Source organism: Limnohabitans sp. Bal53 (assembly GCF_003063355.1).
GTDB lineage: Bacteria > Pseudomonadota > Gammaproteobacteria > Burkholderiales > Burkholderiaceae_C > Limnohabitans_A.
The window spans coordinates 410,785-433,671 of the sequence record NZ_NESH01000001.1 but is presented as its reverse complement, the minus strand read 5'-3'; the positions used below and the strand labels follow the sequence as shown (position 1 = coordinate 433,671).

21 protein-coding genes are annotated in these 22,887 nt (G+C 58.1%); 6 read left to right on the top strand and 15 right to left on the bottom strand.

Features of this window, described 5'->3' with window-relative positions; genetic code table 11:
- Positions 1-21 precede the first annotated feature (21 nt).
- The 5 genes from B9Z50_RS02015 to B9Z50_RS01995 form a co-directional block, all read right to left on the bottom strand.
- Positions 22-1,527 (bottom strand): Ppx/GppA phosphatase family protein, encoded by a 1,506-nt coding sequence (locus tag B9Z50_RS02015; protein WP_108362016.1) that lies wholly within the window; start codon positions 1,525-1,527, stop codon positions 22-24.
- 111 nt (positions 1,528-1,638) lie between these two features.
- Entirely contained in the window at positions 1,639-2,667 is a 1,029-nt protein-coding gene (gene arsB / locus B9Z50_RS02010; protein ID WP_108362015.1) for an ACR3 family arsenite efflux transporter, read from the bottom strand.
- 181 nt (positions 2,668-2,848) lie between these two features.
- A complete protein-coding gene (locus B9Z50_RS02005; RefSeq protein WP_108362500.1) occupies positions 2,849-3,181 on the bottom strand; it encodes a helix-turn-helix transcriptional regulator in 333 nt (110 codons plus the stop codon).
- Between the two features lie 23 nt (positions 3,182-3,204).
- Positions 3,205-4,455 (bottom strand): organoarsenical effux MFS transporter ArsJ, encoded by a 1,251-nt coding sequence (arsJ, locus tag B9Z50_RS02000; protein ID WP_108362014.1) that lies wholly within the window; start codon positions 4,453-4,455, stop codon positions 3,205-3,207.
- Position 4,456: 1 nt separating this feature from the next.
- On the bottom strand, positions 4,457-5,500 hold the full coding sequence (locus B9Z50_RS01995; RefSeq protein ID WP_108362013.1) for an ArsJ-associated glyceraldehyde-3-phosphate dehydrogenase: 1,044 nt from the start codon (positions 5,498-5,500) through the stop codon (positions 4,457-4,459).
- A gap of 206 nt (positions 5,501-5,706) precedes the next feature.
- Between B9Z50_RS01995 and B9Z50_RS01990 the strand changes: the two genes are divergently transcribed.
- Positions 5,707-6,474 (top strand): hypothetical protein, encoded by a 768-nt coding sequence (locus B9Z50_RS01990; RefSeq protein WP_158270612.1) that lies wholly within the window; start codon positions 5,707-5,709, stop codon positions 6,472-6,474.
- Between the two features lie 25 nt (positions 6,475-6,499).
- Here B9Z50_RS01990 and B9Z50_RS01985 read toward each other — a convergent pair whose 3' ends face one another.
- A complete protein-coding gene (locus tag B9Z50_RS01985) occupies positions 6,500-7,432 on the bottom strand; it encodes a hypothetical protein (protein WP_146183139.1) in 933 nt (310 codons plus the stop codon).
- Between the two features lie 280 nt (positions 7,433-7,712).
- Between B9Z50_RS01985 and B9Z50_RS01980 the strand changes: the two genes are divergently transcribed.
- On the top strand, positions 7,713-9,938 hold the full coding sequence (locus tag B9Z50_RS01980) for a PhoX family phosphatase (RefSeq protein WP_108362010.1): 2,226 nt from the start codon (positions 7,713-7,715) through the stop codon (positions 9,936-9,938).
- Positions 9,939-10,014: 76 nt separating this feature from the next.
- Positions 10,015-12,240, top strand: coding sequence for a PhoX family phosphatase (locus B9Z50_RS01975; RefSeq protein ID WP_108362009.1), 2,226 nt, complete (start codon positions 10,015-10,017; stop codon positions 12,238-12,240).
- A gap of 18 nt (positions 12,241-12,258) precedes the next feature.
- Here the strand turns inward: B9Z50_RS01975 and B9Z50_RS01970 are convergent, their stop codons facing one another.
- The 3 genes from B9Z50_RS01970 to B9Z50_RS01960 all read right to left on the bottom strand — a co-directional run bounded on the left by B9Z50_RS01970 (position 12,259) and on the right by B9Z50_RS01960 (position 14,486).
- A complete protein-coding gene (locus B9Z50_RS01970) occupies positions 12,259-12,843 on the bottom strand; it encodes a TlpA disulfide reductase family protein (RefSeq protein WP_108362008.1) in 585 nt (194 codons plus the stop codon).
- 3 nt (positions 12,844-12,846) lie between these two features.
- Positions 12,847-13,779, bottom strand: a complete 933-nt coding sequence (locus B9Z50_RS01965; protein ID WP_108362007.1) for an MBL fold metallo-hydrolase — start codon at positions 13,777-13,779, stop codon at positions 12,847-12,849.
- Positions 13,780-13,856: 77 nt separating this feature from the next.
- Positions 13,857-14,486, bottom strand: a complete 630-nt coding sequence (locus B9Z50_RS01960) for a ParA family protein (protein WP_108362006.1) — start codon at positions 14,484-14,486, stop codon at positions 13,857-13,859.
- 15 nt (positions 14,487-14,501) lie between these two features.
- Between B9Z50_RS01960 and B9Z50_RS17530 the strand changes: the two genes are divergently transcribed.
- Together B9Z50_RS17530 and B9Z50_RS01950 are read left to right on the top strand one after the other, a co-directional pair.
- The gene (locus B9Z50_RS17530; protein ID WP_158270611.1) at positions 14,502-14,858 is read left to right on the top strand and encodes a hypothetical protein; all 357 of its coding nucleotides are present in this window, start codon (positions 14,502-14,504) and stop codon (positions 14,856-14,858) included.
- Positions 14,859-14,962: 104 nt separating this feature from the next.
- A complete protein-coding gene (locus B9Z50_RS01950; protein ID WP_108362004.1) occupies positions 14,963-16,081 on the top strand; it encodes a glycosyltransferase in 1,119 nt (372 codons plus the stop codon).
- 22 nt (positions 16,082-16,103) lie between these two features.
- Here the strand turns inward: B9Z50_RS01950 and B9Z50_RS01945 are convergent, their stop codons facing one another.
- On the bottom strand, positions 16,104-16,775 hold the full coding sequence (locus B9Z50_RS01945; RefSeq protein WP_108362003.1) for an HAD family phosphatase: 672 nt from the start codon (positions 16,773-16,775) through the stop codon (positions 16,104-16,106).
- 3 nt (positions 16,776-16,778) lie between these two features.
- On the bottom strand, positions 16,779-17,591 hold the full coding sequence (locus B9Z50_RS01940) for a DMT family transporter (protein ID WP_146183138.1): 813 nt from the start codon (positions 17,589-17,591) through the stop codon (positions 16,779-16,781).
- Positions 17,592-17,705: 114 nt separating this feature from the next.
- Here B9Z50_RS01940 and B9Z50_RS01935 point away from each other — a divergent pair, with 114 nt between their 5' ends.
- Positions 17,706-18,023: a multidrug efflux SMR transporter gene (locus tag B9Z50_RS01935; protein WP_108362001.1), complete on the top strand. Its 318-nt coding sequence runs from the start codon at positions 17,706-17,708 to the stop codon at positions 18,021-18,023.
- Positions 18,024-18,059: 36 nt separating this feature from the next.
- Here the strand turns inward: B9Z50_RS01935 and B9Z50_RS01930 are convergent, their stop codons facing one another.
- Genes B9Z50_RS01930 through B9Z50_RS01915 form a run of 4 tightly spaced genes read right to left on the bottom strand, consistent with a single transcriptional unit; the run spans position 18,060 to position 22,833 of the window.
- Positions 18,060-19,187 carry a TIGR03364 family FAD-dependent oxidoreductase gene (locus tag B9Z50_RS01930; RefSeq protein ID WP_108362000.1) on the bottom strand — a complete coding sequence of 376 codons (1,128 nt, stop codon included), beginning with the start codon at positions 19,185-19,187 and terminating at the stop codon, positions 18,060-18,062.
- Positions 19,188-19,201: 14 nt separating this feature from the next.
- Positions 19,202-20,032, bottom strand: a complete 831-nt coding sequence (gene phnX, locus B9Z50_RS01925) for a phosphonoacetaldehyde hydrolase (protein ID WP_108361999.1) — start codon at positions 20,030-20,032, stop codon at positions 19,202-19,204.
- Between the two features lie 30 nt (positions 20,033-20,062).
- Entirely contained in the window at positions 20,063-21,739 is a 1,677-nt protein-coding gene (locus B9Z50_RS01920) for a putative 2-aminoethylphosphonate ABC transporter permease subunit (RefSeq protein ID WP_108361998.1), read from the bottom strand.
- Positions 21,739-22,833, bottom strand: coding sequence for a putative 2-aminoethylphosphonate ABC transporter ATP-binding protein (locus B9Z50_RS01915; protein ID WP_199221649.1), 1,095 nt, complete (start codon positions 22,831-22,833; stop codon positions 21,739-21,741). Before B9Z50_RS01915 ends, B9Z50_RS01920 begins: the two co-directional genes overlap by 1 nt.
- Between the last annotated feature and the right edge of the window lie 54 nt (positions 22,834-22,887).

The window sequence follows — 22,887 nt, the reverse complement described above, 5'->3', positions numbered from 1 at the left end:
GGCGTTCAAAAATCAGGAAATTCAGTTGACGTTCACCTGAAAAATCCAATCTGTTTTTTGCCAAGCATTCTTCTCTTCACGCAATAAATGAGCCGATTGGGGCCAGAGCTCTGCCCAGTCACTGTCCATCTGAAGGTTGGCCACTCGCCTGTCTGCATCACATTGGATATTCAAGCCAGACAAATCCGGGTCGCGCCGGGCATGGCACAAGATGACCGCTATGCGCAGCGCCATGAGTTGTTGCACAAAGCGGGTGTTTTGCAGCTCGGTTTCGAGTTTGCGCAGCTTGCCCCGGTGGCCCAGCACCAGTTGGCTTAGGCGGTGCAGCTCGTCCAGGGTGAAGCCGGGCAGGTCGGTGTTGTCCAGGATGTAGGCACCGTGCTTGTGGTAGTCGCTGTGCGAGATGCGCATGCCCGCTTCGTGCAGCTGGCAGGCCCAGTGAAGTTTTTGCAAATGGCGCTGGCGCTCGCTCTGGGGCACATCGGCGCGCCCCGAGGCCATCATGGCTTGCAGCAAGCCCTGGGCCGTGCGCGAGACCCGTTCGGCTTGTTGTCCATCGGTGCCAAATCGTTGGGCCAACCAGCTCACCATGGACGAACGAACGTCTTGTGGCGTTTCGCGGTCGATCAAGTCATACAAAGCGCCGTGTCGTAAGGCCCCTTGGGCGGCATGCATTTCATCGATCTGCAGCAGGTCAAAAACCGCTTGCAGCACGGCGAGACCACCGCCGATCACGGGTTTTCGTTCCTCCTTGACGCCGTCCAGGCGCAAGTTCTCAGGTTTTTGAGCTTTGAGCAAGCGCTCCTTGAGCCAATTCAAACCGTCGCGTGTGACCCGCCCCTCGGGCCATCCTGCCTGAGTCAAAACGTCAGACACCGCGCCTACGGTGCCCGAAGAGCCATAACAGGTGTCCCAGTGTTGGCGATTGAACAGGATGTGCGCCTCGTCAAGCACGGCCAAGGCCCCAATCTCGGCGGCCTTGAAGGCTTGGGGCGTCCACAAGCCGTCAGGAAAGTACTTCATGGACCAGCCCACACTGCCCACGCGGTAGGACTCGAGCGTGCTGGCAGTTTCGTGTTGACCCAAGATCATTTCAGTCGAACGCCCGCCAATGTCCACCACCAGTCGGCGCTCGTCCGACTGAGGCAGCAGGTGCGATACACCCAGGTAAATCAAGCGGGCCTCTTCGCGCCCGGCAATGACTTCGATTGGAAAGCCCAACATCTGTTTGGCCTTGGCCAAAAACACCTCGCGGTTGCGGGCTTCGCGCAAGGTTTGGGTGGCCACGGCGCGCACTTGGTGAGGCTCAAACCCCGCAATCCGTTCGCCAAAGCGGGCCAGGCATTCCCAGCCCCGTGCCATGGCGTCTTCGCTCAAGTTGCGCTCACTGTCCAGGCCGTTACCTTGGCGCACGGTTTCCTTGATGTATTCAACGCGCCGCAGCTGCCCCGCATCCATCTGACCAATTTCAAGGCGAAAACTGTTGGAGCCCAGGTCGATGGCGGCGTACAGGGAATGGGTTTGCATGGTGTGGGGTGGGCGAGGGCGGTCGGGCAAAGTGAGGATTATGTGACCGGATTGTGAAATACAGATGACAGGTCTGCGAATCTGGCCCGTGGGCCGGCTTGCAGGACTCGCTCAGGCGCTGGGCTGCTTTTCCTTGCGCGGAGCCCAGCGGTTGACCAAGGCCACCAGAGACAGCATCACGGGAACCTCTACCAGCACGCCCACCACCGTGGCCAAGGCTGCACCCGAATTCAGACCAAAAAGTGAGATGGCCACCGCCACCGCGAGTTCAAAAAAGTTGGAAGTGCCGATCAGGCAAGCGGGCCCAGCCACGTTGTGTGGCAGCTTGAGCCTGCGCGCGCCCCACCAGGCGATGAAGAAAATGCCATAGGTCTGCAGCACCAAGGGCACGGCAATCATGGCGATCACCAAAGGTTTGTCGACGATGGTTTGCGCCTGAAAGCCAAACAACAAAACCACAGTGGCGATCAAGCCGGTGACCGACCAGGGCTTGAGTTGGGCCATGCGCCGCGGCAAGTGTTCAGCACCGCGAGCGAGCCACAGACGCCGGCACAGCATGCCTGCGGCCAGCGGGAACACCACATACAGCACAGTAGATAGCACCAGGGTTTCCCAAGGCACCGTGACATCGGTCACGCTCAGCAAAAAGGCCGCAATGGGCGCAAATGCCACGACCATGATGAGGTCGTTCACCGAGACCTGTACCAAGGTGTAATTCGCGTCCCCCTTGACCAGTTGGCTCCACACAAACACCATGGCGGTGCAAGGGGCCACGCCCAGCAAGATCATGCCGGCGATGTATTCTTGGGCCGATTGCGGATCGACCCAGGGCGCAAAGAGGTGTTGAAAAAACAGCACGCCCAGTGCGGCCATGGTGAAGGGCTTGATGAGCCAGTTGACCACCAGCGTGAGCAGCAAGCCTTGCGGCTTTTGGCCCACGTCTTTCACGGCGTTCCAGTCGATTTGCACCATCATCGGGAAAATCATCACCCAGATGAACACCGCCACCACCAGGTTGACGTGGGCAAATTCAAGGCCGGCGACGGCCTGAAACAGTCCGGGCACCAGCAGGCCCAAGCCTACCCCGGCCGCTATGCCCAAAGCCACCCATATCGACAAGAAGCGTTCAAAAATGCCCATGGCCGATTGTCAGCTTAAAAAGAACGGCCTTTGGGCATCAGCTTTGTTGTAGCTCAAGCTTGGCCGATTTTTTGGAGAAGCCCTCCGTGGGTGATGCTTTGCAGGGCGTGTGCCACGCCCATCGCTCACGGGGTGTGCTCCCACAGAGGGCGAAGCCGCATCAGCGCAGCGATGTGCAGACTCAGCAGCGGCCTGGTTCGCAAGTGAGGTTGATGGCATCGCCGCAGGGCACACCCTGGCAGCAGTGAGCGGTCAAAAAGTCCATCAGGCTTTGCATGGCGCCCAGGTCGGCGCGGTAGCGCAAAAAACGGCCCTCGCGCTGCACACTGACCAAGGCCGCGTGGTGCAGTTCTTTGAGGTGAAACGACAGCGTGTTGGCCGGAATGTCGAGCGCAGCGGACAACTGCCCGGGCTGGATGCCCTCTGGCCCCGTGCCCACGATGGCACGAAACACCTTCAAGCGCGAGCTTTGTGCCAATGCCGCCAAGGCCTTGACGGCCACGTCCTCGTCCATGACGCTGAATAAAGAAACGGGGTTCATGGCGCGGCCTTTTGTGCAGGTGTGTGGGTGAGCAAGCCCATGGGCAATCTGAGCGTGGCCAGCCAGCATAAAAGCAGCATCAAAGCCGAGCCCAAGAGCGCATACATCAGGCCACCCCATTGGTAGAGCAAGCCCGACAGCAGCGTACCCATGAATCGACCTAGTGCATTGGCCGCGTAATAAAAGCCCACGTCTTCAGCCGCTTTTTCAGAGCCAGCATAGGCCAGCACCAAATAACTGTGCACCGATGAATTGATGGCAAAAGCAAAGCCAAACAGACTCAGGCCCCCCACCACCCACCACTGCAGCTGCGGCGCTTGCAGCCACATGGCTGCGGCAATGCCCAACGGAATGAGCATGAGAGCCGCCGACCACCAGCGTGCAGCGGGCACTTCTCGGCTCAGGCCATCGGCGCTGCGGCGCACGATCTGAGGCGCCAGCGCCTGCACCAGGCCATAGCCAATGGTCCACGCGGCCAAAAAGCCGCCCACCATGGTGAAAGTCCATCCCACCGAGTAGAGGAACACGGGCACACCCACGACAAACCACACATCACGCGCCCCAAACAACGCCACGCGTGCAGCCGCCAGCGCGTTGATGCCTGGGTTTTTGGCAAACAGCTCTTTGGCCGAGCCCGATGGTTTGCTCTTGCCCATCATCGGTGGCAAGCTGCTCACCACACCCACCAGCACCAAGGCCAACAGGCCGGACATGGCCCAGAGCGAGCCCTGAAAACCCAGTGTCTCCAGCAGCAATCCGCCCAGAAAAAAGCCGAAGCCTTTCATGGCGTTTTTGCTGCCTGTGAACCAGGCCACCCACTTGAACAGTTGCCCATTGCCTTGGTCTTTGGCTTGCGCCTGCGTGATCTTGATGGCCGATTTGCTGGCCGTTTTGGTCAGGTCTTTGGCCACACCGCACACGCCTTGCGCCAACACCACCCAAGCCACCGACATGGCCGCTGTCCACTCCGGCTGCAGGGCCGAGAGCAAACCAAAGCCGATGATTTGTGTGACCAGGCCCACGGTGAGCATGCGGGCAATGCCATACCGCGTGGCCAGCCAGCCGCCAATCAGGTTGGCCAATACGCCCGCACCTTCGTAGAGCAAGAACAAAAACGCCAACGTGAACGGCGAGTAACCCAGCTTGTAAAAGTGCAGCAGCACCAACATGCGCAAAGCGCCGTCGGTCAGGGTGAAGCCCCAATAGGCCGCGGTGACGATGCCGTAATGGCGTTCAGCCGCGTTCATCTCAGATGCCGACTTCGTTCATGTGGCAAGCCAAATCGACCATGCGGCAGGCGTAGCCCATTTCGTTGTCGTACCAAGCGTAGACCTTGAGCAATGTGCCGTCGGTCACCAATGTAGACAACGCGTCCACAATACTGCTGCGCGTGTCGCGAGCGTAGTCGGCACTCACCAAGGGGCGCTCTTCGTAACCCAAGATGCCCGCCAATGGGCCTGTTGCAGCTGCTGCAAACAAGGCGTTGACCTCTTCGGCACTGGTCTCGCGCTTCATCTCGAACACACAGTCGGTGAGCGATGCGTTGAGCACCGGGGCACGCACCGCGTGGCCATTGAGCTTGCCCTTGAGTTCGGGGTAGATCAAGGCAATCGCCGTGGCGCTGCCGGTGGTGGTGGGGGCCAGGCTGACCATGGCGCTGCGGGCGCGGCGCAGGTCTTTGTGTGGGGCATCGACCACCAAGTTGGTGTTGGTCGGGTCGTGGATGGTGGTGATCTGGCCGTGACGGATGCCAATGGCTTCGTGAACAACTTTGACCACCGGGGCCAGGCAGTTGGTGGTGCAGGATGCGGCGGTGACGATGCGGTCTTTGGCCGGGTTGTACAGCGTGTGGTTGATGCCCACCACGATGTTCAGCACATCGCCTACTTTGACAGGGGCGGCCACGATCACTCGCTTGGCGCCGCGGTCCAGATGGCCCTGAATCGTCTCGGGCGTTAAAAACTTGCCCGTGCATTCCAGCACCAAGTCCACACCCATATCGCCCCAAGGAATATCGGCCGGGTTGGAGTGCGACGAAAAGCCCAGGGTGCGATCGCCAATGTGGATCTGGCTGTCGCCTTCCGCCTCAATGCGCTCGCGCCATTTGCCTTGCACGCTGTCAAACGCCAGCAAATGCGCCGTGGCCGCTGCGCCGCCTTTGAGTTCGTTCAGGTGCACCACCTCTAGGCGGTTGCCTGCGCGAGGGTCGTCTGATTGGCGCTCGGCAGCGCCCATGGCCGCACGCAGGGCCAAACGGCCGATGCGGCCCATTCCGTTGATGCCGACTTTCATGGCTGATCCTTATTCCACATATCGATGATTATCGAATTGTCACGGCTGAACGTGTCAGTTCGATGACAAACGGACGAAGTGCGGGAGATTTTGTAACTTGGGTCGTGTGGGTTGAGACTGAGGGGCCATGTCTTCAAACAGTCAAAGACTTCGCGCATCATCCAAAGGGTCTGGGTCGCCAGATACCTGTCAACGAAGGCCTCGCCATGATATTCCTGTCGAAAATGTGTTCCAAGGATTGGACCCAGCCTGTGCTGACTGCGTGCGTACTTTTGTTGGCTCAGGCCCAGGCGATGGCACAGACGGCGTCTCAAGCGCCGTCAGGTACTTGGCAATTGGCTTTGGGTTGGCAGCATTACAGCGAATCACAAATGCAACTGTCAGGCCCGGAGCTGGGTTTGCACTGGCAAAGTCCAAACAAAGGGGCTTACCGTTTGGAGGCCGACGCTGCTGTGGCGTTGCAAAATTACAGCAGCACACAAACGGGCACCTTGGAGGCTGTGCCCAACATCGACACGCGATGGCGCGTCCTCACCAGCTCACAGACATGGCCGCAATGGCAATACGGATTGGCACTGCACACCCACTTCAACTTCTTGCGCGGCACAACCAGTTTGGGTTTTGGTGGTTATGACCGACTGTCCACCCAAATATGGCTGCCTGTGCGCTGGCAGTCGCTTGGCGAGCGGCCATGGGCCGTCGATGCTGGTTGGTTGTTGTGGGGGACGCATGAGTCCAAACTCTCGCAAGTCAATGCCAGTTTGCAAGATGTTCGCAATACCCAGCGCAAAGGCGCATATGTGCAAGCCAGCACCCACTTGAAGACCGCGATGGGCGAGCTGCAGCCTTATGCCCGTTGGGCCTGGCTGGACGATTCGGATGTTCATTTGGTCATCGTGGGTGGAGAGGTCCAAGGTGCTTTTGAGCCGCAAAGCAAAAGATTGCAGGTGGGCGTGAAATGGCGTTTTCGATGAGCTTTTAGACTATCCGGGCAGCAGCTCAATTCGCTGGTGTGAGCACCACCTCGATGGCGTATTGGGTCGGCAGCGGACCGGTTTGTTGAAACCACAGCGTCATGGCCCCTTCACCTAATGCAGTCTTGGGTACATTGGCCAATACATTGCGCCCCAAATCACTGGGCCCCATGTGACCGTAAACCAGCATGCGCGAGACATCGATGCCCGCATCAAAAGCTTGCTTGCGTTGCAACGCATAAAAAGCGATGGCGTCTTCTGACACATACTGCACCAATTTGACCGACAACAGCTGCTGACCTTCGGGAGTGTCCCACCGCACATAGTCGGCATCACCTCGCACCACCACCCCATGGATCAGCATGGTTTGCAGACCTTGCGCCAACACACTGGGCTGCAAGGGGTCACCTGAGGCCTCATGACTCAGCCTGTCAGCCTTGATCAAGTCAAAGGCTTCAGGCGAAGAGGCGTTGCCAGCCATATCCACCTGACGAAGCCACACGGTGGAGATGCCGTTGCCCAATGTTCCCAAGCTTGCGCCCCTGCCGGGCATCCATGCGCCTTGTGGGTCAAGCGCATATTCCCAGCGGGCGCCTGGCTCTATGCCTGAGAGCTGCAGCGTGTTGGTCACGCCTTCTGTCCGGGCTTGAGCCCCAACAGAAGCAGGTGGTGTGGTGTCCAACACGCAGTTGACCCGAACGATCTCGGATGTATTGCCTGCCTCATCGTAGGCACGCACCCAAATCATCTTGGCACCATCGCCCTTGACTTCAAACGTGGAGCCAACGCCTCGGCTCCAGGTGCCGCCCATGTCCAAAGAAAACTCCCAGTCGATGCCTGCACTGTCAACCGCCCACAAACCGTTTTGAGTGACGCCATCGGTCACGCTGATGCCTGTGTCGTTGAAAGACAAAACCGGTGCCCTGAGCATGACCGCTCCCGTGACTGGGATGGTCACCGGGGCTGTTCCTTCCGCCGCTGTAGCTCCCGAAGCTGAGCCACCGCACGCGCTCAAAAGGCCAAGCATCGTCAACACCAGAAGTGGTTTTAAAAATTGGATATGACCAGACAGCATGGGCTTCACCTGATGGACGTGAAAGGATGAATTGGTACAGGTCAATATGACGATTATGTGAATTTATAAAAATTTTTAGTTTTTTAAACATCGTCATTGAAGAGTCACATCCATTGACAAAGATAAGCCATCTTTCTCACCTCAAACCAATGGAGCTTTCAACATGGCGCATCATCCGGACGACAACACCAACGTTTCGAACAACGAGCATTTCAACGATGTGCTGGCCCAAGCCAGCATCAGCCGCCGCAGCCTCTTCAAAGGCGGTGTGGGCTTGCTGGCTGTGGGCAGCTTGCCCATGTTGGCCGCCTGTGGTGGCAGCAGCTCAAGCGCACCTGCTGCAGGCTTGGCTTTCACAGCCGTTGGCAAAAGCATTCTGGACAACGTGATCCTGCCACCTGGCTACACCTACACCGTGTTGCACGCCACAGGTGACCGTTTGGTCTCGAGCATCCCTGCTTACTCCAACTTGGGCACTGAGACCGACGAGTGGAGCATGCGTGTGGGTGACCACCACGACGGCATGGATTTCTACTACATCGGTGCTGACGGCAAGTACAGCACCAAGCCCACAGACCGCGCTGTGTTGGCCGTGAACCACGAGAGCTCGGCCGATGCCCACTTCTTCCACCCCAATGGCCAAACCAGCAACGGCGTGAATGGTAAAAAGTTTTCGCAGTTTGGTAACTGGGACTTGGGCACTCGTCCAGCACTGGAAGTGCTCAAAGAAATCAACCACCATGGTGTGTCGGTCGTCGAACTGCGCAAGAGCGATACAAGCTGGACCTATGTGGTGGACTCCTTGTACAACCGCCGTGTCACAGCCCAAACCCCTGTGCGCATCGCAGGCCCCGCAGCACACATGGACGACATCAAGAATTTCATGGTCACGGCGTTTGACACGACTGGCGCGACCGCTCGCGGCACCTTGAACAACTGCGGCCACGGCATTACCCCTTGGGGCACTTACCTGGCTTGCGAAGAAAACTGGGCGGTTTATTTCAACATGCCCGTGGGATCCAATGCAGTAGATGCCAAAACTGCCGAGTCACGTCGCCGCTATGGCGTAGCCCGTGCAGCACTGTCTGCCACCGCCACATCCGGATCGGGCCAAGGCTGGTACACACCTTCTGAGACCGACAACCGGTTTTCACGTTGGAACATCGCCCCAATTGGCAGCGGTGCAGCGGACGACTTCCGCAACGAACCCAACACTTTTGGCTTTAACGTCGAAATCGATCCGCTGACCAATGGCACACCTGCCAAGCGCGTGGCCATGGGCCGTTTTGCCCATGAGGCTGCGGTTTTTGGTCTGCCGGTTGTGGGCAAGCCATTGGCTGTCTACCAAGGCTGTGATTCTCGCAACGAGTACATCTATAAATTCGTATCTGCCGCCAACTGGGACGAGAAAGACATTGGTGGTGGTATGGCTGCCGGTGACAAGTACCTGAACGAAGGTAAGCTGTACGCTGCCAAATTCAATGCCGATGGCACAGGCACTTGGATCGAGCTGACAATCACCGATCCGCGCATCTCTGGCTACGCAACCTACTCGTTTGCCAACCAGGCCGATGTGTTCATCAATGCTCGCCACGCCGCTGATGCCGTGGGCGCCACCAAGATGGACCGCCCTGAGTGGGGCGCAGTCAACCCTGCCAATGGTGAGATCTACATGACCCTCACCAACAACAGCAGCGCCAACCGCACGCCCGGCAAAACCGATGCCGTCAATCCACGTGGCTATGCAGATGCTGACGGTAAAAAAGGCACAGGTAACCCTAACGGCCACATCATCCGCTGGAAAGAAAAAGACAATTTGTCGACCGCAACGGCCTTCAACTGGGACATCTTCTTGTTTGGCGCCGAAGAGGACATGCCTGCCAACGTGAACCTCTCGGGCTTGACGGCCAAAAACAGCTTTTCTTCGCCAGACGGTTTGTGGTTCTCCAAGGCCACGGGCATATGCTGGATTCAGACCGATGACGGTGCCTACACCGACGAAACCAACTGCATGTTGTTGGCGGCCATTCCTGGTAAGGTGGGCGATGGCTCCAAGATCAGTGTCGAGAACAAGATGGTGGTCAGCGGCACCGAAGTAACGGCCAAGCAAGATACCTTCATCGGTGCAGCTTTGGGTGAAGCCAATTTGCGCCGATTCTTGGTGGCACCCAAAGGTGCTGAGGTCACCGGGATCACGGAAACGGCCGACGGCAAAACCATCTTCGTGAACATCCAGCACCCTGGTGAAAACACCACCGCAATTGGTACAGCCACGGACTTCACACACACCAGCCAGTGGCCAGGCAACGCAGGTTACGGCCCGAAAGGTCGCCCACGTTCTGCCACCATCGTGATCACCCGCACAGACGGTGGTGTGATCGGTCTCTGATCCCCACTGAGCATCGCTAAAACCTTGAGTGCCCCGCAAGGGGCACTTCTCATTGAAATTACCCTTTAAATACGACATGTCACACAACGACCACGACCCCATTCACAACACCTCAAACAACCCCCATTTCCAGGATGTCCTGAGCCAATCCCTGCAAAACCCCATGCGCCGCGGTTTGTTTCGCGGTGGCTTGGGCTTGGCTGGCCTGGCCATGCTGCCCGGTTGCGCCACTTTGACTTCGGGCATGGCCGCTGCGCCCAAGGCGCTGGGCTTTCCCTCTGTTGAAAAGAGCTTGCTCGACAACGTGATGCTGCCACCCGGCTACCAATACAGTGTTTTGCACGCTACAGGCGACGCGCTGGACTCGGCCTTGGCCGCTTATTCGAACAAGGGCACGGAAGCCGACGACTGGTCGCGCCGCGTGGGCGATCACCACGACGGCATGGACATCTATTACATCGACGCCAACGGCCGTTATTCCGAAAAAGAAACCAGTCGCGCTGTGCTGTGTGTGAACCACGAAAGCTCGGCCGACGCCCATTTCATGCACCCCAACGGTCAAACGTCCAACGGCAAGGCTGGCAAAAAGTTTTCTCAATTCGGCAACTGGGACTTGGGTACTCGCCCTGAGTTGGAAGTGCTCAAAGAAATCAACCACCACGGTGTGTCAGTGGTCGAGATTGTCAAGACGCCCCAAGGCTGGCGCATCAAGCAAGACTCGCCGCTGAACCGCCGCATCACTGCACAAACCCCCGTGCGCATCAGCGGCCCCCGCGCCGACATCAATGTGATCCGCAGCTTCATGGTCACCCGCTGGGACACTGCAGGCGCCATGGCGCGTGGCACGCTGAACAACTGCGGCCATGGCAAAACACCTTGGGGCACTTATTTGGGCTGTGAAGAAAACTGGGCTTACTATTTTCAAGCCACGGCCAATGGCGCTGCACTCCCTGCCAAAGAGGTGGCTTCGCGCAAGCGCTACGGCGTCGCTTCTGCCGCACCCGCAGCGGGTGTCAAGAAAGCTGCCAGCCAAGGCTGGCACACCGTATCGGCCACTGACGACCGTTTTGCCCGTTGGAACTTGGCGGCCACTGGCGCCAACGCAGAAAAAGACTTCCGCAACGAAGCCAACACTTTTGGCTTCAACGTCGAAATCGATCCCTTGTCACCCAACTCCACACCCGCCAAGCGCGTGGCCATGGGCCGCTTTGCGCACGAAGCGGCCGTTTGTGGTGTGCCCAAGGCAGGCGAGCCTTTGGCGTTTTACATGGGCTGCGACTCGCGCAACGAATACATCTACAAGTTCGTGAGCACAGCGGTGTGGGACCCCCGCGACGTGGGTGGTGGATTGGTGGCCGGTGACAAGTACCTGAGTGAGGGCAAGCTGTACGCAGCACGCTTCAACGCCACGGGCCAAGGTGAGTGGCTGGAGCTGACGATCGCTGATCCGCGCATCGCCAATAACAGCGCCTACAAGTTCGCCAACCAGGGCGATGTGTATGTCAATGCCCGCTTTGCAGCAGACGCCGTGGGTGCGACCAAGATGGACCGTCCAGAGTGGGGTGCTGTCAACCACCGCAACGGTGAAATTTACTTCGCGTTGACCAACAACAGCGCATCCAATCGCACACCTGCCAAAGTCGATCCGGCCAACCCCCGTGCTTACACGGACATGGACGGCAAAAAAGGCGCAGGCAACCCCAACGGCCACATCATCCGCTTCAAGGAAGCCGGCAGCCAAGCCGCGGCCAAGACCTTTGCGTGGGACATTTTCTTGTTCGGCGCTGAAGAAGACTCGGGCGATGCCAACCTGTCGGGCCTGACCGCCAAGAATTCGTTTTCTTCGCCAGACGGCTTGTGGTTCAGCAAAGCCACCGGCATTTGCTGGATCCAGACCGACGACGGCGCTTTCACCGACGAGACCAACTGCATGATGCTGGCCGCCATTCCGGGCCAAGTGGGCGACGGCGGCAAAGTGACCGTGAAAAACAAAATGGTGGTGGGTGGTACTGAGCAAAGCGGCACGCAAGAGACTTTTGTGGGCGCTGCATTGGGCGAAGCCAAGCTGCGCCGATTCCTGGTGGCACCCCAAGGTGCAGAAGTCACGGGCATCACTGAGACCGCTGATGGCCGTACCTTGTTTGTCAACATCCAGCACCCAGGTGAATTGTCCAAGCCATTGGCTTCGGGCGCGGCACCTCAAAGCATGTGGCCAGGCAATGCGGGTTATGGTCCACAAGGCCGCCCACGTTCGGCCACCATCGTGATCACCCGCAAAGATGGTGGTGTGATCGGGCTGTAAAGCCAAAGGGCCAAGTGTTCAGAGCAAGCGAGGGATGGCCTCGACGTCCTCGGCGAACATTTGGCCCTTTTCAGCCAGCAGCACTTGGTGCTGGCTGTTCATCAAGAGCGTGATGGGCAAGCCTTTGGGCTTGGGAAATTGTTTGCGCCACTCGGGGCTGGCCCAAGCTGCCGGGAAGGTGTAACCCCGTTTTTGCAGGTAAGCCTGCGCGTCTTCGGTCTTCTTGTCGATGGACAAGGCCAGCATGCGCAGGCCCCGACTTTTTTGCGACTGCCACAAGGCCTGCATGCTGGGGCTTTGCAGGGCACAAAATGGGCAGGTGCTGGACCACCAATACAGCAGCAAAGGCTGGCGTTCGTGTAGAAAGTCTTGGCCCGTGAGCAAACGGATGGACGGCACTTTCAAAACGTCGCCCACTCGCGGCATGGCAGGTGCCATGGCTTCCAGGGCTGCTTCGGAGGGGCTTTGGGCTTGTGCGCTGCCCCAAGGCCACAAGGCACCCAGCCCCAAACCCAGGGTCAGTTGTCTGCGTGTTGCAAAAGACATGGGCAACTCGTGCTGCTTGCGCATGGCGTTTTCGGATTTGTTGGGGACTTGGGCCACGGTTTACTCCATTTCCATTTCCAGGTAAGTGCGGTTGGCCAGCTGGGGCAGCCAGACATCCACATGCTGCAGGTGCTTAAAAGGTGCTGCATCGAAGCTTTTGACGGCCGCGCCAATGTCGGTGCCCACATCCACGGCTTTGCCCATGTGTGCCCTCAAAGCGGTGAGCAAGGCCCCGGTGTCCTTTTGGGCTTGCGCCAAGGTGGTCACACGGCCATGGCCGGGCACCACCACTTGGGGCTTGAGCGCTTGCAGTGCGGCAAATGACTGAACCCAGGTCTTGGTTTTGCTGACCGGGTGCAGGCCCAAAATGCGGTCCACATAGACCACATCGCCGGTGAACACCACACCGCTTTGCGGCAACCAGACCATACTGTCGCCAGGCGTGTGGCCGCCGCCCCGGTGCACCACCTGCACCGTCACGCCGCCCCATTGGAGCGGGGTGTCGGCCTCGGTCAGCCAGCGGGTGGGCAGCACGACATCGGTGCCTGCCAATCTCTCTTTGAGCACGGGCGCGTTGCTGCGCAGGTGCTCAGGGCCTCGGGCTGTCATGTCGGCTTGGCCATTGGCATGGGCCAGGATCTCGGCGCCTTGGTTCTTGAAGAAGCCGTTGCCCATCCAGCGGTGGTCTTGTCCACCTGTGTTGATGACCCATCGGATGGGTTGGTTGGTCACATTTTTCGCGGCTTCGGCAATTTTTTGTGCGCCTTCCAGGCTGGCGCCGCTGTCGATCAACAATGCGCCCTCAGGCGTCACCACCAGTCCCAAGTTGGCATTCAAGGCCTCGTTGTCATAGGTGCGGCCTTCGGTGTCGCCCACATAGGCGAAGACATTGGGTGATACTGGCTGAAAGACCACTTCCACGGCCCAGGCGTTCAGGGCCAGTGAACTGGTCAAGGCGATGAGGACGTGGCCAACAGAAAGCGTAGCGGGCATGGTTCATTCCATAGGTCTTGAAATGAGCCAATATAAGCCAACACGAATGCTGACGCAGCACAACTGTGCAGAAAAAATCAGGCCATCGCCAAAGTCAGCAGGGCCTGCTCTACATCTTGGGCCGCTTGCTTGAGGTGCGGGTTGCTCGACTCGCTGCCAGCCCGGCCCACATCCAAGTCGGCTTGAAAGCCGTCACGCTCGGGCCAGACGGCATTGAGCATGTCAAAACCCGCCTCGGCAATGGTGGCCTCAGCTTGTTCGAGCAGGCGCTCCGAACGGCCGGTTTTGGACAACACAATGACGATCTTGTTGCTCACGGAACGGGTTTTGGCCAGCTTGCGTGCCAAAGCCAGAGTAGGGCGAAGATCGTCCATGGAGGTGCCCGTGGGCAGGAACACCACGTCACTTTCGCGGCTGACATCGTCGGTCAACTCATCGGCCAGTCCCCGCGTGTCCACCACCACCAGGTCATAGCCTTCGACTGTTTTGCGCAGTTTTTTCAGGCTCTTGAATGCGCGCGCTTCGATTTCCGGCTCGATGCCGTTGCGCATCCGCAGGGCACCCCACTCCACACAGGTGAGTTGCTCCAAATCGAAGTCACCGATCAGCACCTTGTGCTGCGCACGGGCGGCCGCCACGGCCAAGACGCGGGCCAGAGTGCTTTTGCCAACACCGCCTTTTTGTCCCACAAATGAAGCAATTCGCATGAATCCATTCCTGACTTGAAAATTGACGAAGCCTCAAGCCTTGGGCTTGTTCGTTTGGGGTTGGTTCAACTGCAGGGCTTGCATGGCCACATCGAAAGTTTTGGCTTTGCCCATGTAGTAGCGATCGAGCCGCCACTCTTGCAGGATGTCCATGGCCAGTTCGAAATCGGAGTTGCTGAGTTCATACAGATCCTTCAGCGCGAAATCCACTTCATCAACCAAGGAAGAAATCAATTTGGCGAAAATCTGAGCCGTCGGATTCAAGGGCTCTCGGGCAATAAGCTGTCGGACTTTTTTGATGGCGCGCATGTTCAAACTCAAAAAGCGTTGAGTATGGATGCATTGATTTCATCATTTATGAAATTTTTGTGAACTCAATATGGCAAAAAAAATTCAAAACGATGACAACCTCCATCAGGAGTCAAAGAGGGTCTTGGTCACGCCCATGTCATTCGCATCCGGCAAGCTGCACAGCCATGGCAAACGAAGTTCAGCTCATTTATTTCAATGCTGGAGGCGGCCACCGTTCGGCCGCACTGGCGTTGCAGGAAGTCATCGCCCAAACGCATCCCGACTGGGCTGTGACACTGGTGAATTTGTTTGAAGTCATTGACTCAGACCGTTATTACCAAAAATTGACAGGCTTTGCGCCTGAAGACCTGTACAACATGCGTCTGAAGCGCGGCTGGACGCGGGGCCTGGCCACCGAGCTCAAGCTTTTCCAAGCCATGATTCGGCTGACTTTTCCCCAGCTCAAAAAAAAGATGCGATCGTTCTGGCGCAATACACAGCCGCAGTTGGTGGTCTCGCTGGTGCCCAATTTCAACAAGGTCATGTACGAGGCGCTGCGCGACGAGTTGCCGGGCGTTCCCTATGTCACGGTCCTGACCGACATGGCCGATTACCCCCCCAATTTCTGGATGGAGCCGAACCAGGCTCAGCACATCATCTGCGGCACTGGGTTCGCTGCCTCTCAGGCTGCAGGTTTGGGTTATGACGCCACAGCCATCATCCAGACATCCGGGATGATTCTTCGCCCGAGTTTTTACCGCAAGCCATGTGTAGATAAAGTCAGCCGTTACGCAGATTGGGGCCTAGACCCCATGCGCCCCACCGGTTTGGTGCTGTTTGGCGGCCACGGCTCCAATGAGATGCTCAAAATTGCAAGTTCCTTGCCCGACCAGCAACTGATTTTTGTAGCGGGGCACAACAGCGCCTTGGCGCAAAAAATGGCGGCGCAATCATCTTCAGGTCAGCACCTGGTCTTGGGCTTTACCAAAGACATCGATCAGTTGATGCAGCTGAGCGACTACTTTGTGGGCAAGCCCGGCCCAGGCAGTTTGAGCGAGGCCGTGCACATGGGGCTGCCGGTCATCACCTTCCGCAATGCCGCCACCATGCCGCAAGAGCGGTACAACCCGACTTGGGTGGAAGAGAACCAATTGGGCAAGGTGATTGGCGCGGTCAGTGAACTCCCGGGCGCAGTCGATGGTGTGCTGAGCGATCTGCCCAGATTCAAGCAGCATGTCCAAGACATCAACAACCAAGCGGTTTTTGAAGTTGTTGAAGCGTTGGCCAAGATCCGGCGGCGATAGATGGGGCGGCGCGCATGAGCATTTACGAAGCGAACAAGTCCAACACTGGCCAGCCCTGGCGCAGGGCATGCGCGCGCAAATCGGGCGAGGGATTGGTGGCCACTGGGTAGTCGGCCACGGCGAGCAAGGGCAGGTCATTGGCCGAGTCAGAGTAAAAGTGGAGCACCACATCAGAGCGCTGCCAGCCTTGGGCGGCCAGCCAGGTGTGCAAGCGAGTGACCTTGCCTTCTCTGAAAGAGGGCGTGCCTTCAATTTGGCCGGTGAACCAGCCCTGCTCATCTACAGCCAAGTCAATCGCCAACAGGTCAGCAATTCCCAGCGCATCGACCACGGCGCGGCTCACAAACACATTGGTGGCGGTGATGACCAAGAGGTGGTGACCTTGCTCTCTGTGTGAATCGATCAGTTGCATCACGCTAGTTTCAAAGCGGGGGCGCACGCGTTGCTCGACAAATTCCGCTAGAGCCTGCTGGGCCACTATCGGTCCGGCTTGGATGGTGGCGGCGATGGAAAACCTTTGGTATTCGTGGATGTCGAGCGTGCCCGCGTCGTACTGTGCAAAAAATGTGGCCTGTCGGCTCAAAAAGTCGGGGCCAGCCAAGCCGCGTTCGTGCAAGAAAAGGCCCCAAGCCTCGTCGCAGTCAAACGGGATCAGGGTTTTGTCGAGGTCAAAAATGGCGATGGTTTTTTTCATGGCTCAAGCTTTTAAAAAATAAACACCCACCAGCACCAGCAAAGAGGATATGGCCGCCGGTGCAAAGCGGCCTTCTTTGAACCAGAAAATGGAGATAAGCATGGCAAACACCACAGAAGTCTCGCGCAAGGCCGACACCAAAGCGATGGGCGAGACCGTCATGGCCCACAGCACCATCGAGTAACCGGTGATGGAGATGGACGAACCCAGCACAATCAAGCCCGCGTTGTGTTTTGAAAATTGCCAAAGCGCTCGGGTTTGTTGGCGGTAGGCCAGCAGGTAAACCAAGATGGGCTCAAACACCGCCGAGGCCAAGACGTAGGCCATGGGGTTGCCCGACAAGCGAGCGCCCGCACCATCGACCACGGTGTAGGCCGCAATGACCACCGCGTTGAGCAGGGCAAACTGCAGGTGACTGCCTTTGAGCGTGGCAAACAGTTGGGCTTGTGGGGTGGCATAGGTGCGTAACAAAAACAAAATGCCCAAACTCAGGCACAACAAACCCGCCAAGGCGCGCGTGTCAAACGACTCGCCTAAAGCCAGCAAAGAGATCAACATCACAAACAAAGGGGCCATGCCGCGCATCACGATGTAGGCGGAGCCAAAAGCGCTGTGGGTGTACACCTTGGTCAGCACATAGATGTACAGGCCATGCAACAAAATGGACGCCAACAGGTGAGGGTAGCTGGCGTCGGATGGCCACCCCACCACCCAAAGCATTGGAACGGCCAGCACAGCGCTGCACACATGCAAGGCCATGGTGAACAGCGATTTATTGCTGGCGTGGCTGATCAGTGAATTCCAAAAGGCGTGCATCAGAGCCGCCAACAAAACCACCCCTAAGACCCAATTCGTCACAATGCTTTCAAACCTCTGATTTAAGATGAACTGCTATTGGCCTCTAACAGCCAATGAAGGAAAGACACCCGCATGACGCCCTACTTGGCATTGGCTTTGGCCATCTCCGCTGAAGTGATCGCCACCTCAACACTCAAGTCCACCGACAGCTTCACACGGCCCTTGCCCTCAGTGCTGGTGGTGGTGGCTTATGCGGTGGCGTTCTATTTTTTATCGGTGGCGGTCAAAGTGATTCCGGTGGGCGTGGCCTATGGCATTTGGTCTGGGCTGGGCATTGTGCTGGTGTCGGTGATCGCATACTTTTTACACAAACAAAGTTTGTCGGTGTACCAAATCACGGGTTTGATGTTCATCGTGCTGGGCGTGGCCTTGGTCAACTTCAAGTCTTGATCTCCAAGCGGCGACGCCTCAAAGCGCCCACAGTGTTCATGCCCCCAGCGCCAAGTCGAGCAACTCCCTGGCCAATGCAAACGAGGTCGATGCCCCTGTGCCCCCCGTGACCACGCCAACGGCCACACCCGCACTGGGCTGGGCTTTGAACACCACATCTTGGGCCGAAGCGTAGCTGCCTACCCAGCGCTCGGTCACTTTGGCCTTGGGCAAATTCAACACCTGGTGAAACTCGTCCATGATCAGGTCTTCGGTTTGCGCGCTGGCAAAAGGCGATTCGGCATCGCCATACACATGGCTGTCGCCCACCACCAACGAGCCATCAGCTGACTGCACCACGATCAAATGGATGCCTTGGGCCAGGTGGTCCGCCTGTTCAACCTGCAAACGCGCTTTCAAGGGCTGAGCCTCGGGCAAGTCGGCATAGCCTTCGTAGCGGATCAGGCTCAAATCAGACATGACAGCGCTGGGCAGTTTGAGCACTTGACTGGGTGACACCCGCATCATTTGCAAAGTGCATTGGCGTATACCTGCTTGGGCCAGCACGTCGGGGTACAAGGCATTCAAATCGTTGCCTGGGCAGACCACGCAGCGCTCGGCACGCAGGCGGCCACGGCTGGTGGTGATGTGCGGCAAGTCGATGCCCAGTACGGGCGTGTTCCAAAAAAAGTCCACGCCCAGGCTGTGCTCGAGCCAGTGGCTCAGGCGGGGAATGGCGTCACGCGACTCCACCCGGCACTCGTGTGGGCTGTGCAACAGTGCAATGCCCGATTGCAGCCAGGGCCAGTCGCGTGCAGCGGTTTTGGCGTTGATCAAATTGCAGCCTTCGCCCATTTCAGTGGCCATCAGCGCCTCCAAAACCGCCACGGCTTCGGGGCGTTGGGCCAGCATCAGCAGGCCTTCGTGCACCACTTCAATGCCCGCCTGGGGGGCCACATCGCGCCAAATCGCCGCCGTGTCTTTGGCCCGCTGCCAGTGCTCACCACGGCGTTGGCCCGTCACAGTGATGAAGCCAAAATTGCGCACCGAGGCACCAATGGCTTTGGCATTGCGCTCGACCACGGCGACGCGCAGGCCGCGCTGCCGGGCTGTCCAGGCCGTGGCCAGGCCCACAATGCCTGCGCCCACCACCACCAAGTCGTAATGCGTTGTTGTCTCGTTCATGTTCAGGCTTTCTTTCAGGGGCGCAGGCCCAGGGCCAAGCGCTCTTCAATCTCACGCAGCACGGCAGGCAAATCGGCCACCGTGTCGATCACAAAATGCGCGCCGGCGGCTTCAAAAATGGGTGTCACGCGCTCGCGCACGGCGCGCCGTGTGGCCTCATCGGCTTGTTCATATTCAGCCTGTGTCCAACCCGCTGGGCTGCCAGACAACGCCAGGCCCACCGTCCACATGCCCGCGTTCAGGCCTTCGGCAATGCCTGGCACGGTGTCGTCCACCTTGACGCAGTGCGACACGGCACCAATGTGTAAATCTTGCACGCAGGCCAGCGCCATCCAGGGACCTGGCCGCGCGCCTGCAGCCAAATCGTCGGCGCACACAGTGCAGTCGGGTTCGTAGCCGCTCTCAGCCGCCAGCACCATGAGGCGTTGCATCACCTGGCGCGGGTAGCCTGTAGTGGAGCCAATCTTCAGGCCCTGGCGGCGCAATGCGTTCACCAACTCCAAAGCGCCGGGGATCAAGTCACTGTGCGCCCCTACACGCTCGACCTGAAGCGGAATGAAGGTGTCGTAAATGTGGCGCACATCGTCTTCTGACATGGGTCGGCCAAATTGGGCGACCCAGCGTGGGCCCACATCGGGGTCTTGACCTAAGGCTTCGATGTGCTGCCATTTGCCCAAGCCCATGGGCCTGCGGGCTTCTTCCAAGCTCAGCTCAAAACCATAGGCTTGCGCAAAGGCATCCACAAAAATTTGGGTGGGCGCAAAAGAACCAAAGTCCACCATGGTGCCGGCCCAGTCAAAGATGACGGCTTCCAGTTGGGGTTGTGGTGTGGCAATGGGGGTCATAAATGGCTTGGGAGAAAGATTGAACTGCGATCAGCGAACACGCCAGGCTTGGGTGGATTTTCTGAATTGATGGGTCAGCAAGCTGTGCAGCAACTTCACGGTTGCGGAGGTGGCCACGATAACCACTGCCATGGCAGCAGCAGCTGCGGTGAAACCTGCCTCGTCCATGTGCACGATGGACACAGCGGCCAACTTGGTGTCGGAGCCGTACAAAAAGATCACGGCGGAGACAGTCGTCATGGCGTTGACAAACAAATAAATGCTGATGTCGAGCACCGCTGGTAAGCACACCGGCACGGTGACGCGCCGGAACATGCGGCCCACGGACACCTTGAGTGAGGCCGTCACCGATTCAAATTCACTGTCCAGTTGTTTGAGCGCTGTCGTTGCGGTGATGTGGCTGACGGTGTAGAAGTGCGCCACCGAGTTCAAGACCAAAATGGCCATGGTGCCGTAAATAAAACCCAGTGGATGGCCCGGGGTGTTGAAAAAGAAAATATAGGACAGACCCAATACCAAACCGGGCACCGCCATGGAGAGCATGGCCATCAGGTGGGTGGTGTTGCGCACCCAAACGAAGCCCCGTGTTTTTTCCATCAAAAATGCGCCTGTGAACACCACCAGTGTGCCCACGACTGCTGTCCATGCGGCCAGACGCAAGGAGTTGAAGTAAGCCTTCCAGCCTTCGCTGTCGAATTCCTCAAACTGGTAGTTGGCCCAGGTCAGGCTCAGGTTGTAAGGCCAACGCGTGACCAAGGAAGCCCATATCGCCATGCCCAATACCACCAGCAGCATGCCCGCCACCAGCGCGCAAAACAACCACAGTGCCCCATCGCGCGGTGCATGTCGAACCGGCACCAAGGGCACCGAGCGGCCGTTGAGCAAAGCCACTTGGCGGCGCTGCACCCACCGATCTGCCGCAAAAGCCAAGACGGCCGGCAAGAGCAAGACAAAGCCCACCACCGCGCCCATTGAAAAGTTTTGCTGGCCAATGACCTGTTTGAAAATGTCGGTAGCCAAGACATTGAAACGGCCGCCAATGACCTTGGGAATGCCAAAGTCGGTGATGGCCAAAGTGAAGACCACAAAACCCGCACTGATCAGCCCGTACTTGCTGCCAGGCAAAGTGACCGTGAAAAAGCTGCGAATGGGCGATGCGCCCAGTACTTTGGCGGCTTCATAATGCCGCGCATCGGCCATGCTCAGGGCCACCACCAAGATCATCAAGGCATGTGGAAAGCAATAAAAAACCTGTGAAATCACAATGCCCAGTGGGCCGTAAATGGACCCGCCCATGAGCCAGCTGTTGAGCAGTCCTTGGTTGCCAAACAAGTAAATCAATGAAATGGCGGGCAGCAAAGAGGGGGCCAAAATCGGGATCAATGCCAAGGCCTTGAACACGGTTTTGCCTGGCATGGCGCTGCGCGTCAAAGCGTAGGCATACACATAGGCCAGACTGAGAGTGATGAGGGCGACCAAGCCCGACACCCACAAGCTGTTCCACAAGGAATTGGTCAGCGCGGGGGTCTCAAAGTAGCGGGCGTAATTGTCCAGCCCAACCCAAGCCCCTTGGGCGTCTTCAAAACTTTTGACCAACAAGGTGCCCAATGGCAAGACCAGGGTGACCAGCAGCCACAGGCCCATCAGCAGCACACCCAAGCGCATCCAAGCCCCGTCGCGGTCCACCCGCTGCCAGTGCGCCCACATCAAATGGCTCCTGCGCTGCGACCAAACACCTGCATGCGATCGGCTGGCAGGTCAATGAACAACGGGCGTTGGGTGTTCAAGCCCATTCGAAGCGCTTGTGCGCTAGGTACATCGGCCACCAAACTTTGGCCGTTTTGGGGCAAGTGCACCCGCACGCGGCAAAAGGCACCCAAAAACTCCAGGTCCTGCACGTGGGCCTCGCAGCGGTTGTTACCTTGCCCGTCGGGGTTGGCGTTGTCGTGCAACACGATGTCTTCTGGCCTGAGGGCCAAGGTCACGGTTTCACCCAAAGTCAGCGCGGAGGATTGCTGGCAAGACAACTCCAGTCCATGCCAATTGAATCTGCCCGGTGAGACCCATTGCGCTTGCAAGGGATTGGTCTTGCCCACAAAGTCGGCCACAAAGGCGCTGCGCGGCTGTTGGTAAATCTCTTGGGGTGTGCCCACTTGCTCGATGCCGCCTTGGTTCATCACCACGATCCGGTCGGCCAAACTCAGCGCTTCCTCTTGGTCGTGTGTGACCATGATGGTGGTCACGCCCAAGCGTTGGTGCAGCTGGCGAAGTTCGGTGCGCAAGTGCGCACGCACCCGCGCATCCAGGGCGCTCAGAGGCTCGTCCAGCAACAACAAACCTGGTGAAGTGGCCAAAGCGCGGGCCAAGGCCACGCGTTGCTGCATACCGCCCGACAATTGGGCGGGGTACTGATGGTCTGAGGCAGCCAACCCCACCAAGTTCAGCAATTCATTCACACGTGCTTGGCGTTTATCGCGTGGCCAGTCTTTGCCTTGCAGGCCATAACCGACGTTCTCGCGCACATTCAAGTTGGGGAACAAGGCGTAAGACTGAAACACGATGCCAAAGTCGCGCTGAGACGGAGGCAAGCCCGAGATGTCACGGCCCTTTTGCACGATGGTGCCGCCGTCTTGTTGCTCCAGCCCGGCGATGATGCGAAGCAAGGTGGTTTTGCCGCAACCGGAGGGACCTAAAAAACACACGAATTCACCAGGCTCAATATTGAGCGAAACATCGCGCAAGGCCCAGAAATCACCGAAGCGCTTATTGACCTCATGGACGGCAAGGTAAGGGGCAGTCATGGCACTCATTCAATTGTTTTAAATGCAAGAGGGGCGCCGATGAAGCGCCCCTGG